Annotated in this window: 10 protein-coding genes; 6 read left to right on the top strand and 4 right to left on the bottom strand. The window is 65.1% G+C overall.

Annotated features, from left to right (window positions below; translation table 11 throughout):
* Positions 1 to 7 precede the first annotated feature (7 nt).
* Both ACOOHB_RS02880 and ACOOHB_RS02875 read left to right on the top strand, forming a co-directional pair.
* Positions 8 to 1,132 (top strand): DUF418 domain-containing protein, encoded by a 1,125-nt coding sequence (locus ACOOHB_RS02880; RefSeq protein WP_420443314.1) that lies wholly within the window; start codon positions 8 to 10, stop codon positions 1,130 to 1,132.
* An 80-nt stretch (positions 1,133 to 1,212) separates the two neighbouring features.
* Entirely contained in the window at positions 1,213 to 4,269 is a 3,057-nt protein-coding gene (locus ACOOHB_RS02875) for an N-6 DNA methylase (RefSeq protein WP_420443313.1), read from the top strand.
* A 111-nt stretch (positions 4,270 to 4,380) separates the two neighbouring features.
* On the opposite strand, the gene ACOOHB_RS02870 is transcribed toward ACOOHB_RS02875, so the two are convergent.
* A complete protein-coding gene (locus tag ACOOHB_RS02870) occupies positions 4,381 to 5,292 on the bottom strand; it encodes an MBL fold metallo-hydrolase (RefSeq protein ID WP_420443312.1) in 912 nt (303 codons plus the stop codon).
* 127 nt (positions 5,293 to 5,419) lie between these two features.
* On the opposite strand from ACOOHB_RS02870, the gene modA reads away from it, so the two are divergent.
* From modA to ACOOHB_RS02855, 3 genes are read left to right on the top strand one after another with little or no spacing between them, the layout of a single operon-like run.
* Positions 5,420 to 6,190, top strand: coding sequence for a molybdate ABC transporter substrate-binding protein (gene modA / locus ACOOHB_RS02865; protein WP_420443311.1), 771 nt, complete (start codon positions 5,420 to 5,422; stop codon positions 6,188 to 6,190).
* A complete protein-coding gene (modB, locus tag ACOOHB_RS02860; protein WP_420443310.1) occupies positions 6,187 to 7,032 on the top strand; it encodes a molybdate ABC transporter permease subunit in 846 nt (281 codons plus the stop codon). Before modA ends, modB begins: the two co-directional genes overlap by 4 nt.
* A complete protein-coding gene (locus ACOOHB_RS02855; RefSeq protein ID WP_420443309.1) occupies positions 7,017 to 8,204 on the top strand; it encodes a sulfate/molybdate ABC transporter ATP-binding protein in 1,188 nt (395 codons plus the stop codon). Before modB ends, ACOOHB_RS02855 begins: the two co-directional genes overlap by 16 nt.
* On the opposite strand, the gene ACOOHB_RS02850 is transcribed toward ACOOHB_RS02855, so the two are convergent.
* The gene (locus tag ACOOHB_RS02850) at positions 8,205 to 9,359 is read right to left on the bottom strand and encodes an epimerase (RefSeq protein ID WP_420443308.1); all 1,155 of its coding nucleotides are present in this window, start codon (positions 9,357 to 9,359) and stop codon (positions 8,205 to 8,207) included.
* Positions 9,360 to 9,579: 220 nt separating this feature from the next.
* Here ACOOHB_RS02850 and ACOOHB_RS02845 point away from each other — a divergent pair, with 220 nt between their 5' ends.
* Positions 9,580 to 10,254 carry a hypothetical protein gene (locus ACOOHB_RS02845; protein WP_420443307.1) on the top strand — a complete coding sequence of 225 codons (675 nt, stop codon included), beginning with the start codon at positions 9,580 to 9,582 and terminating at the stop codon, positions 10,252 to 10,254.
* A gap of 60 nt (positions 10,255 to 10,314) precedes the next feature.
* Here the strand turns inward: ACOOHB_RS02845 and ACOOHB_RS02840 are convergent, their stop codons facing one another.
* Complete coding sequence (locus ACOOHB_RS02840; RefSeq protein ID WP_420443306.1) at positions 10,315 to 12,612, bottom strand: N,N-dimethylformamidase beta subunit family domain-containing protein; 2,298 nt, start codon at positions 12,610 to 12,612, stop codon at positions 10,315 to 10,317.
* Between the two features lie 45 nt (positions 12,613 to 12,657).
* Positions 12,658 to 13,065 carry a rhodanese-like domain-containing protein gene (locus ACOOHB_RS02835; protein WP_420443305.1) on the bottom strand — a complete coding sequence of 136 codons (408 nt, stop codon included), beginning with the start codon at positions 13,063 to 13,065 and terminating at the stop codon, positions 12,658 to 12,660.
* Between the last annotated feature and the right edge of the window lie 85 nt (positions 13,066 to 13,150).

The raw sequence follows: 13,150 nt of genomic DNA, 5'->3' as shown, positions 1-13,150 counted from the left end.
GACTCCGATGTCGTCGGAGGCCTCGGCAACGCCGTCAAGTGAGCGGAATTCCACCCTCGATGCGGTGCGCGGGGTGGCAGTGCTCGGCATCTTGGTCATGAACGCCGTCTCGTTCGGCCTGCCCGCGGCGGCGTATACCAATCTCGACGCAGCCGGATCGCGGACGCTGCTGGACTGGCTCGTCGGCGGTGCCGGAGAGATCTTCGCCGACCAGAAGTTCATGGGCCTGTTCTCCATGCTGTTCGGCGCAGGCATCGTGCTGTTCGCTGAGCGCGCCGCTGCGAAGGGTCGGCGCAGCGCGCTGCTGGGCCTGTGGCGCAACGCACTGCTGCTCGGTATGGGCGTGGTGCATCTGCTCGTGTGGGACGGCGACGTGCTCACGGTGTACGCCTTGTGCGCCCCGGTCGTGCTTGCGCTGCGGCGACTGCAGCCCAAAGTGCTCTTTGCGTTGGGCGGTGCGTTCTACGCAGCAGTGGCTGTCATCTCCTGGAGTGTGCAGTCGTCGCTGCGCAGCTTTTCCAGCGTCCTCATCGACTTCTGGCACTACGGCGACTACTACGACGTCGTAGAAACGTGGTTTTTCGCGGACTACTTCGGGCGAGCCTTGGGCGCCATGCTCATCGGCGTGGCGCTGTACCGCACCGGCGTCATGAGCGGCCACCGGACGCCGTCGTTCTACCGCCGCGTGGCGGCATGGGGTCTGGGCATCGGGCTGCCGCTGTCGGGTGCAGGGCTCGCCCTGACGGTGGGAACCGATTTCGACATCGACTGGGCCATCGCAGGAACCATTCCGAACACGGTTGCCACCGTGCCCATCTGCCTGGGTTACCTGAGCTTGATCGTGCTGTGGAATCGCAGAAGCGACTCGCCAGCGCGCCGACGCATCCGAGCCGTGGGACAGATGGCGCTCACGAACTACCTCACGCAGACTGCGGTGGGCATAGTGGTGCTTCGATGGCTGCTCGGTGACGTTTCGCTCACCCGCAGCAGCATCGCCGTCTTCGTGGTGAGCGTGTGGGTGCTTCAGCTCTGGTGGTCACAGGCGTGGCTAGCGAGATTCGGGTTCGGGCCCCTCGAATGGCTGTGGCGTAGTGCCACCTACCGTCGCTGGCAGCCGTTGCGCATTCGCTAACCCGGACATGCCGAGTCGCGGGATTCTTGTGAGGTCAGATTGCAAGTGGGCTCAGGACCTGCACCGTTACAGTCGAACGGGTGAGCACCCACCCCCCTCTCGACCTCAAGACGGTGGTAGCTCGGCTGTGCAATCGCGCCGCGCCAGGTCGGACAGAAGCAACTGTCCAATCCGATATCCGTCTCTTGCTCATCGCCTCGGGTTTGAACATCTCCGAAGACGACATGCTCGACGTAACGCTGGAAGCGCCACTTGGCGACCGCCGCAGGATCGATATCGAAATGGGGCACACGGTTATCGAGGTCAAGAAGTCACTCGCCGGCGGCGCTTCTCTGAACGATGCGACCTCACAGCTCGCGGGCTACGTGGCTGAACGTTGCCGCCAGCTCGGCCAGCGTTACGTCGGAATAGTCACGGATGGACGGGATTGGCACCTCTTCCATTTCGCCGCGGACAGTCTCAGTCCGATCTCCACCTATTGCCTCGACCCAGCTCTCGCAGAGCCCGAACCGTTGATTACGTGGCTCGCGGCGGTCTTGGTCACACAGCAACAGATCGCACCAACGCGGGAGGCGATCTCGAACCGCCTCGGAGCGGACAGTCCTGGACACGCACTCGAGCGGGCGACCCTGCGGGCACTCTACGACGCGAATCGAGAGAACCCAGAAATTCAGGTGAAGCAGGAGCTATGGGCCAAGCTCTTGACCACCGCGCTCGGCACCCAATTCAGTTCCGACGAAGACGATCTCTTCGTCGAGCACACACTCTTAGTGGCTACGGCCGAATGTGTCGCGCACGCTGTCCTCAATTATCCGATCACTCAACTCACTCCGTCCAACCTGTTGCGTGGGGAATTATTCGCCCAGCAATCACAGATACACGGTGTAGTCGATCACGATTTCTTTGACTGGCCACTCAACTGCGGCGAATCTGGAAGCATTTGGATTGCAGCACTAGCGAGACGCCTTCAGCAGTTCGACTGGTCAAGCGTGACGCACGATGTCATGAAGACTATCTACGAATCCGTCATCGGGGTTGATACCCGCAGACGTCTTGGCGAGTACTATACTCCTGATTTTCTGGCCGAATCGATGATAGAAGAGGTCGTCACTGACCCTTTGAAGATGACGGTCTTGGATCCCAGTTGCGGGTCAGGCACGTTCCTCTTCCACGCTGTTCGGAAATACCTCGAAGCCGCTGAAGGCGCGGGCATCGCAAACGGTGATGCTGTCGTAGGCGTCGCAAAGAGCGTTTACGGCGTCGATGTCCACCCGGTTGCAGTGACGCTTGCCCGCGTCACGTACCTGCTCGCGATCGGAACCGAGCGTCTCGCTGCCCCTGATCGAGGGCCTCTGCGAATCCCTGTGTTTCTTGGTGACGCTCTCCAATGGGGACAACGCGGCGACATCTTCGCGTCAGAGACACTCAACGTCAGCACAGGCGACGGTGCGCATCTATTCGCCGATCAACTGCGGTTCCCACAGGCTCTCTTGAATGACGCAGACCGGTTCGACTCTCTCATAACTGATCTCGCAGAAATGGCCACAACAAGGGAACCAAGTTCCCGCCCCACTCTATTTGGCTCCATAACGACTCGGCACGGCCTCTCTTCGAACGACGCTGCAATCTTACGAGCGACCTTTGAAGCCATGTGCCGTTTGCACGATGAGCGTCGCGACCACATCTGGGGTTACTACGTTCGAAACCTTGCTCGCCCGGCTTGGTTGACACTTCCCGATAACCGCTGTGATGTCTTGATTGGAAATCCACCGTGGCTGGCGTACCGGCACATGACGGCGTCGATGAAGGCGATATTCCGTGAGATGTCAACGTCACGCGGTCTTTGGTCCGGGAAGCATGTTGCAACACATCAGGACTTAGCTGACTTGTTCGTTGTCAGAGCTGTCGAGCAGTACTTGGCTCCCGGAGGGTCTTTTGGATTTGTTATGCCTGCGGGCGTCCTGACAAGAGCGCAGTCAAACGGTCTTCGCTCTGGCAATTTTCCACTAGGGAAAGGGGACAATCTTCGTGTGCAGTGGGAGACACCTTGGGATCTTTCGCCGATTAGCCACACGTTCTTCCCTCGGACGGCATGTGTTGCGTTCGGCAAGCGATCGGAAACACATCTGTCGATGCCTACACAGGTTGAACGCTGGTCAGGTCGGCTCCGGAACCCGAGTCTCCCGTGGGATTGCATACGAAGTACTCTCTCGCGGTCTCTTCAGGAAAGTCAAACCGTTGAGGCGACCCAGTGGACTTCTCCGTACAAGAATAGGTTTCGGAATGGAGCCAACGTTTACCCACGCTTGTTGACCACGATCAGATCAGACCAAGAACCGCCTCTGGGTGTAGGAGCGGGCCGACGAGCCGTGCGCTCGGACCGAGGAATCTATGCCAAGCACGCCTGGAAGACGTTGCCCGAACTGCACGGAGTCGTCGAAAGGGAATTCATTTTCCCCATGTTGTTGGGCGAGTCAGTTCTTCCGTTTCTTCAACGGCAGCCTGTTGAGGTGCTGCTTCCATTCAACGGCTCAAGGATAATGACGGACGAGGAGATCGATACGTACGATGGCTTTGCGCGTTGGTGGCAGACAGCACGGGCACTGTGGGCCGAACATGGTGGCGTATCCCTCGACTTGCAAGACTCCTTGGATCACTACCGCAAGCTCACGTCCCAATATCCCCTTACACCGTTACGAGTTGTATATGCGGTTTCGGGGATGCATGTGGCAGCGTGCCGTGTCCTCAACGATGACGCGTTGGTCGAGCATCAGCTCAATTGGGCGCCGGTGAGCTCGGAGAATGAAGGCACGTACCTCTGTGCCGTCTTGAACAGCGTTGCAGTCACCAGTGCCGTTGAGCCGTACATGGTGTCTGGGAAGGGCGGAGGGCGTCATATCGGACCTCACCTTTGGAAGCTGCCGATTCCGGACTATGACGATCAGGATGACTCGCATCGCCGGCTCGCATCTCTCGGAGCACGTGCTGAGCAGTTCGTCGCGGATCTTGATATCCCCGTGATGAAGGCGCACGGCCGCATGCGCGCAAGGGTGCGTGCGAGCATCGCAGCCAGCGATCTCGGGCCCGAGATCGAGGATGCGGTCACTGGGCTCTTGGGTACCACCGGTCGCGTGTGAGTCCGAGGTCATGCGCTTCGCGCTGCGCGAACGCCCAGAGCGGCCGCCCACCCGCATCACGCCCACACAACCTCACGCGCACCGACCTCGAGGTGATGGCGCCGAACTCCGCTACGACAGGATCTGCGTGGCCTCCATGTAGCCGGGCTCAAGGAACTCGACACCAGGCGTGACTCGAGCCAGTTCGTCCGCGATGCTGGAGGTGTCGGTCGGCACTGAGAAACCCGGCAGCCAGTTGTCGTGGTGGCCGAGGATGAGCTTGCGGGGCCGCAGCAGGTCGGCTTGACGGCCGATGAATTGGGCCAGCGAGCCCTGGATGGGCTCGCCGTCGATGTTTCCCCGACCCGCCGCCGCAAGAATCGCCACATCGGGGCGGAGGTCGCGCATGACCCCTGACCAGTGCCCCGAGGTGTCCTGAAACAGCACCGAACCGTCGGGTGCCTCGATCAGGAAGAGCAGCGCTCCCCCGTCGCCCCGGTCGCTGTGACCGACTGCTGACGCCGCGATGTGCTCGCTCGTCGCTGGATCGACCTCGCTGGCCAGATACTTCATCAGCTGGGCGAAGCGCTCCTGCTGTTCTTGCCAGGTGACGCCCAGGTCACCCAGGCAGACCTCGCCAGGCTGGTGCATCTGGGTGTGGGACCACACACAGGAGTGCTGGCTCGGGTACACCGACACGCGCACACCGTCCCCCCGGTCCCCCCGGCTCAAGTCGACCGTCTCGCCGCCGGCTACGCAGATCATCCGGTCCGCTGGGATGCCGGCTTCGGCCATGAGCCGCACCGACTCATACGAAGCAACCAGCGTGGCGTCGGTGTTGGCAACAATCCGCTCAGCGCCATAGAGGTGGTCGAAGTGGGAATGGCCCACGAGCACCCAGTCAGCCTCGGTGACATCGTCGGCCGAGAGCCCGGGTCCGACGGCGTTTTGTGCTCGATCGATATAGGCATCCAAAAAGATGGTGAGACCTGCGGTGCGCAGCCGGAATGTTGCGCACCCGTACCAGTCGAGCGTCGTAGCCATGGCCGGAACCATACGCCCGGGCTCAATGGCTCCGCGGGCCGGGCACACTGGCGCGACTATGGGTGGCTGCCGCAGGGGGAAACGCCGGGCTTCTACCCGCGTCGGTGCTGCGCTGGCGTTGCTGACCATGGCGACGCTGCCGTTCGTGGCCGGATGCATGTCGAGTCGTGACAGCGAACCGGCCGGGCCTCCAGACGCAGCACTCGACGGCAGCCTGCATGTCCTCGTTGCCGCCTCGTTGCTGCCGGTTGCCGAGATGCTCGCCGACGACTTCGAACAGCTCCACACAGGCGTGGACGTGCTGATCGCGGGTGCAGGAAGCTCAGCGCTGCGCGAGCAGGTTCTCGCCGGCGCACCGGCCGACGTGTTCATCCCCGCTGACCCTGTCCATCTCGACACCATCCGTGACGAAGTCGGGTTGGCCAGCGCACCCGTCGTCGTGGCCCGAAACTCGCTGGTGCTGGCAGTACCGGCCGGCAACGACGCCGGGGTGACGTCGCTCGCCGACCTGGCCCGGCCCGAGCTGCTCATCGGGCTGTGCGCGGCCGAGGTTCCCTGCGGCGCTCTGGCGCGAACGGGATTGGCCGAGGCCGGGATCGAACCGGTCCCGGACACCGATGAGCCGAACGTCCGCGCCCTGATCACCAAGCTGGCCGCCGGTGAACTCGACGCTGCCGTGGTGTATGCCAGCGACACAGCCCCGAACGCGGGAGGCGGTCCGCAGAACGGTTCCATCGTGAGTCTGGGCTGGACTGCCGGTACTGCGCCTCGTACGTCATACGCTGCCGCAGTGCTGGCCGATGCGCCAAATCGTGCAGCGGCCGAAGCGTTTGTGAAGTACCTGCAGACAGGCTCGGCGCGTGACGCGTTTTCTGACCACGGATTCGCCGCGCCATGACCGACGGAACGACTCCTGTGAGTAGTGGCCGCTCCGACGGACGAGTGACGCGCCGGACGCAGCGGGACCTGCCGCCGTGGCCCGTGGCAATTCTGGCGAGCGTCGGCGTCGTGCTGTTCGCCCTGCCCGTGGTTGGGTTGGCAGCACGCACACCGTGGACCGGGCTCTGGACGCATCTGTCGAGCCGCTTCGTGGTGGACGCCGCAGTGCTCTCGGTGGTGTCGTCTGTTGCCGCTGCGATCGTCGCAGCGGCCGTCGGCGTTCCCTTGGCTTGGGTGTTGGCGCGGGTGTCCTTCCGGGGCCGCTCGGTGGTTCGAGCACTCGTGACGCTGCCGATGGTGCTGCCGCCGGTCGTCGGCGGCGCAGCGTTGCTGTTCGCGCTCGGACGCCGGGGCGTCGTCGGCGGACCATTGCACGACGCCACCGGGTTGTTGCTGCCGTACTCGATCTGGGGTGTCATCCTGGCGAATGCGTTCGTCGCCACACCGCTCGTGATCCTCACCATAGAAGGGGCGCTGCGGAACCTCGATCGGCGCTACGAGGCCGCTGCTGCCACGCTCGGGGCGTCGCGGCTGCGCACGCTGTGGCGGGTCACCCTGCCCATGATCGGACCCGCACTGGGTGTTGCTGTCGTGGTGGCCTGGGCACGCGCTCTCGGCGAGTTCGGCGCGACCGTGACGTTTGCCGGAAACCTCGGAGGGCGAACCCAGACACTGCCGCTCGCAGTGTTCGTGGCACTCGAGGCAGACCGCGATGCTGCGGTTGCCATCAGCTTGGTCCTGGTGGCGCTGTCGCTGGGCTTGCTCATCGCCCTGCGGGACCGCTGGTGGCCGAGCCGATGACTCTCGCAGCACGCAACACGGCCGACGGCGCTCTCGATGCCGACATCCGGCTGCGGCGCGGTGACTTCGAGTTGGATGTCTCGCTGCGCGTCGAAGTCGGCGAGACAGCGGCGCTGCTGGGACCGAACGGGGCCGGCAAATCCACGATTGTGGCGGCGCTCGCCGGACTGCTACCGCTCGAAGGCGGCGGCGTCCACCTCGCCGGCCGGGTCCTCGACGACCCGGCGGCCGGCGTCTTCGTCCCGCCCGAACAACGTCGCATTGGCGTCGTGTTCCAAGACCAAGTCCTATTCGAACATCTCAGCGCGCTCGACAACGTCGCGTTCGGCTTGACCGCTCGCAGGATGCGCCGGGCCGAGGCGCGTGAACAGGCGCAAGCTTGGCTGGGCGCAATGGACCTCGGCGACCTTGCCCACCGCCGGCCCAAGGCGCTGTCGGGCGGCCAGCGTCAGCGGGTCGCGCTGGCCCGAGCGCTCGCATGCCAACCCGACCTGCTGTTGGCGGACGAGCCGCTTGGATCGCTGGACGTCACCGCGCGCAATCGCCTTCGGCGCAATCTGGCAGCACACCTCAGCAGCAGTCGCAACGGCGGCAGCGTGACACCGGTACCGCTGCAGGGCGCTGGGAACGTGCCCCGATTGCTCATCACTCACGACCCCACCGATGCCTTTGTCCTGGCCGACCGCGTTCACATTCTTGAAGACGGTCGTCTCACCCAGTCGGGCACGCCCGAAGAGTTGCGACGGGCACCTGCCACGCCATACGCGGCCGACCTGTCGGGGATCAACCTGGTGCGAGGCACGGCGCAGGGCGGGGAGGTCACCGTGACGTCCGATGACCCCTCGGCGGCGGGTCAGAGCCGGAGTCCAGCCACTGTGCTGCACGCCGCCGACACAACAGTGAACGGACCTGTCCTGGCAACGATTCACCCGCGGGCGATCGCACTGCATCGCGAGCGACCCAGCGGCAGCCCACGCAACGTGTGGCGCACAACCGCGGACGCCGTCGAGCCGCTGGGAGACATCACCCGCGTACTGCTCGGAGCGCCGCTAACTCTCACCGCCGACATCACGCCCGGCGCGGCCCACGAACTGCTCATCCGGCCCGGCTCCGTCCTGTGGGTCTCGGTCAAGGCCACCGAGGTCGAACTGGCGCCCGACAGCCGCGACTAGTCAGCCGGAACGGCTGACGGAAGTCCACCCCTTGCCAGCGCCGGGGCGATCGTCGAAGTCCGCGCTGTAGCGGTCGGAGAAGCCGGGGTCCGCAGCAGCTGCCGCCGATGCGATGTCGTCGGTGGAAATGGCTGCTTGCCAGGCGTCGATCAGGCGGTCTTCAGCCTCGTAGTCAAAACGATCGACGATCGAGCGCTCCATGGCCCCGCCGGGCTCAGGGTGATTCTCCTGTCGGGCCAGCCAGCGCGCCGTCTCCGTGAGCCCCTCAACCGGGTTGACGACGTCTCGGTACCCAAGTTGGTACACGGCCTTGTCACAGCTGATCACGCGGTGATGAGGCGTGCTGCGCTGGGTGAGATGGTGCGACACAGCCGCGTATTCCCACGGGATCGACACGATCTCAAACGTGTGATCGAGCGCCGCGGCAATGATCTCCACCCACTGCGCCAGCGTCGGCGTCCACTCGTCGGAGACGTTGTACGCCTGCCCCGACGAGCGCGCCCCACCATCGACGGTGGCAAGCACCATTGCCGCAGCGTTGCGCGCATCTGCCGAAGCCTGCAAGGTCATGCCACCGTCGGGCAGCACGATGCGAGTGCGGCCGTCAAGCACCCGGCGCACGATCTTCCACTCGCGCGGGCTGATCTGACCGGGACCGTAGATCCAGGGATAGCGCAGGTGCGAAGCCGTGGGGTGCTCGCCGAACACAACAAGCTCAGTGGCCGCGACCTGGCGCACCTTGTTGTTGACTCGGAACTCCGGCGCCTCATCGGAAACCAGCCGATCGTGCTCACGGGTCGGCACCCGCATGCCTGCTGGCCAGAGGGCATCGGCATCGCCCCAGCCGCTGTACACCGGGAAGCCCCCGATGCTCACGAACTTGGCGACGCGCCCCGCGAGCGCCCGAGCGATTTCCCGCAGGCGGCCGTACATGATCACCGACAGGTCGTAGGTGGCCGAACCGAGGGCGCCGACGAACTCATCGACGTCGAACGGGTCGGTGTGGATGTGCTCGACGAGGTCGGTGATCTCGTCGACCTCGTGACGGCCCGTGTGCAGGATCGTGACCCTGTAATCACGTTCGAGCAAGCCCTTCACCACGTGCGGTCCGGTGGGACCGGTGCCGCCGACCACCAACGCCGTTCGTTCGCTCACGCCTCGTCCTCCGTCTCACCTGTCGCCCGGCACCCGGACCGTGAGACGGCCCCGCAGTCGATGTCGCTCGGGAAATGCCAATGTCCTGGCGACATTACGGCCCTGCCTGCGCAGCTCGCATCGATGCCCTCTCAGCGTCAATCGTGACGTCCCGTGATGCTCGCACCGTTCGCCGGTACGCTCCCGCAACGATGGACGCGAGCGTCAGCGGAACCGGGTCATGATCGAGTACAAGCGCGGTACTCGGGTAGTAGTGACCGAAGACATCTCGGGCGTCCCTGAAGGTACTGCGGGCAAGTGCGGACGCGGTATCGGTTTCGCCATTAAGCGCTACCGCGTGCGTTTCGACAATGACGTCGAGGCCATCTCTGTCGCCCACAGCAAGCTCGTGCCCGAAAACGAATGGTCACAGTTCCTCGCCAAGCGGGCGCGTACAGAGATCGAAGCAGCAGAAGGGCGCGCCCGGATTGCCGAGGCCCGTGCCGCGGCCGCCGAGTCGCGCGGGCTGCCCGCCGCAAGCGCAGAAGCACCGGCCACAGAGACTGCGCTCGAACCAGCACCCGCTGCAGAAGCCTCCGGGAGCGAAGAAGCCGGCGATCCCCGTTTGGCGGCTCTGCTCTCGCGCTCCAAGTCGGCACGCACTGAAACCGGCGTCCCCGCTCCGGAGAGTCCAGCGCCTGCAGCCGTTGAGCCAGCTCCCGCACCGGCCGCCGAAGCGCCACCAGAGCCCGCCGCCGCGACTCCCCCGGCCCAGCCCGCTCGCACCGCCGCTCCCTCGGGCCCCGAACGCGCCGAGGTTCCCGAGTTCGTGCCCGGTCCCGAAGTCGATGCCGACTACACGCCTGCCGCGAACCGAGTCAGCGAGCTGCTGGGGCAAGTCCGCAAAGACGACTGAGCGCCAAACAGGCCCCGGCACACGAGAACCTGACCGCCCCAAGCGGCACAGCAGGAATCGTCAGTCGACGCCTGGCGGCGGGAACGGCTCGGGGTCTGCGAACCGTCGCACCACGTTGGCCGTAATGCGAGCAATGTCGTTGTCGTAACCGTCACGCGCCAGCGCGCCGAACCACGAGATCGAACCCACCGAGAACACCGCCCCGCCATTGGGCGTCTCGTAGAACACCATGTCGGCGCGCACATACGGATCGGGCGTAGGGAAGAAGATCGAGCCTTCGAACTCTTCCTTCGTGCGCAGCATGTCGGGCCCGAAGGTGGTTGCCGAAGCCAGCACCACAGCATGGTCGGGCGATCCGAGGCGGATGTCATAGCGGTCGACCTCCTGGCCGGCTGCGCCGCCGCCGAGTCCTGAGGTGCCGATGCGCTCGCCGGGCACCCCTTCGAGGATCCACGCAGCCCGAGAGCCGTCGGCGTCGGGATCGCGCACGAAATAGGTGGCCTTCTCGAAGCCCTGGGCGGCGAACCCGACGCCACAGATTTCGTTGGGCGCCCGGCCTTGCCGACGCCACAGCCCCCCGTACTCACCACCCCAGGCGTGGTAGCTCTCGCCCGGGCCGGTCTGCCAATTCCGCACACCGTCCTCTGCCCGGCGCAGCTCGATGGCACCCGGCCAGTCGTCACTGAATGCCACCCGCCAATAGAAGCCATTGCCGCCGAGGTACATGAGCCGGCCGCCTTCGCGCTGCCAGTCCGCGAGCGCGTCCAGCATGGCGGTTGACCAGTACTCGGGGTGGCTGCCGGTGACGAGCACTCGGTACGGCGCGATGGCTGCGAGACCTTCGAAGTGCAGGTCCTCGTCGGTGACGATGTCGTGACCGACCTCAAGATGTTCGAGGAAGGCGTTGATGTCGGTGTCGGGCGTGAAGTTCCAGCCGTCGGCCCCGGGGCGGAGGTTCAGTACCGGCCGCAGGCGCGAGTTGAACATCACACCGCTTCGATCAGGGTGCTTCTCGTAGTGGCTGCGTCCCAGTTCGGGATGGTCGCGGATGTACGCGTGCTCAGGTCGAAGGCGTGTCTTTGTCGGGATGAAGTCGGCGCCCTCGAACAGCATCCGGTGGTTGGCGTAGGCCATGTAGGTAGCCGTGGGCATGAGCAATGCCACATCGGCGGTCGGGGCGCCTGCGGCGGGCCGGACGAAGAACGGCACCCGGTCCTCTCCGGCGGCGCCGCGCACCCCGAAGGCGTATATGCCGCTCGGCAGATCGTCGGGCAGCGCTGCGGTGACCGTGGTCTCCCACCCGGCGTCGTAGAGATCGTCGTGGTGGAAGTGCACCGCGTCGAAGTGCGCCGGGTTGTCGATCCAGCGGTGTGCCGAGCCGTCCCATGCCGGCCCCGTAATGGCCCGCGTCGGAAGCTGGTGCAGAAGGACTGGCCCACAGCTCGGATTGCGAGCGGGCACCTGGCGCCCAGCCATATTGGCCGCCAGATCCCACGATGCCGAGAAATCACCAGACCGCAGGATCGGCCGTGCGACGCGGCCGTCGAACCGTTCACCTCCGGGACCAGCGCCCAACCACAACTCGACCGGAGCCAGCGCAGCTGCGCCGACCAGCGCCCCCGACGTGGCTGCGACCCGGACCCCGTGCCGAACACGGTCGTCGCCCGCCGAAGCGTCGAGTTCGGCTTCCAGTTCCACGAACGTCAAGTCACTCATCCGGCTTGCCTCGACGGCATCGCGCCCCGGCGAATCGGAGCGCGCCGTTGCCAGGGACACGCTCAACTTTCCAACTTCGATATCGAGCTCGACTTCGAGCAGGTACCACCGGTTGCGGGTCAACGGAAGCTTGTCAACCGTCACTCGCGTCTCGGTGCCAGCCGCCGAGGTCGATGCGACGGCGCGCCCGTCCACGAGGTCGAGCCGCAATGCCTCGAACTCCGATGAGCCCGGCGACGCGTCGGACGCACGGGCGGTCAGCGTCACGATGCGCGCCGGCCGATCGAGCAGGGTTGGCATCACCCAGACCCGAAGTCCAAGGCGCTGCGCGCTCGGCACCCCATCCACAGAAGCGACCCCGTACGAGCCAGGGGTGAGCGGCTGCTCGTCAAGCTCAACCGACCAGCTGTCGATCGCATCGACGGGACGCTCGTCGAAGCCTGGGCCGTAGCGGGTCGGATCGCCGCAGACGATCCTGGTGACATCGACCACTGCAGGGCCTGGCTGGTGGCTCGATGCCTTCAGGCGGACGCTCTCGCCGGCGCGCAATGTCCATGGCTCGCAGTAGCCGAGGATCTGCTTGAGCGGACCGGCGTCAGTGGAGGTGGGCGCGACGGCGCCGGGCGCAGTGGAGTCACTCACCGTGTCGTGCTGGGACTGTTCAACGGGCTCGGTTGCGTGCCGAGCTCAGCGCTGCGACCTGAACGTGTCGTAGTCGGTCACCGGCATGCCGTCGGCGCGCCAGCCGCCGAAGCCGGTCACCACATGGCTGACCCGCGGAACGCCCATGTCGGCCATCGTGTCAGCGGACAGGGCCGAGCGGGCACCTCCGGCACAGCACAGGATGAACTCGCGATCCTCGGTGAAGACCTCTTTGGTGTAGGGCGAATCGGGCGAGACCCAGAACTCGAGCATGCCCCGGGGCGTGTGCATCGAGCCCGGAATGGCGCCGTCACGCTGGAGTTCGCGTACGTCACGGATGTCCACGATCAGCGCTCCCTGCTCGGTGACCCGTCGGTGCGCCTCCGCCGGCGAGATGTTGTCGATACGGGTCTTGGCCTCCGCGACCATCTCGTTGACTGACTTGACGACCATCGGTTCCTCCTTGCGGCGCTGCATGCGTGTTCAACCGGCGGCCATCGTTACACCGCAGCGAAAGCAACGGGGCGCCGTGCACACA

It is taken from the genome of Candidatus Poriferisodalis sp. (assembly GCF_965215815.1).
In the GTDB taxonomy this organism is placed as follows: domain Bacteria; phylum Actinomycetota; class Acidimicrobiia; order Acidimicrobiales; family Poriferisodalaceae; genus Poriferisodalis.
The sequence above is the reverse complement of the archived record's forward strand: the minus strand, read 5'-3'. Positions and strand labels throughout refer to the sequence as shown.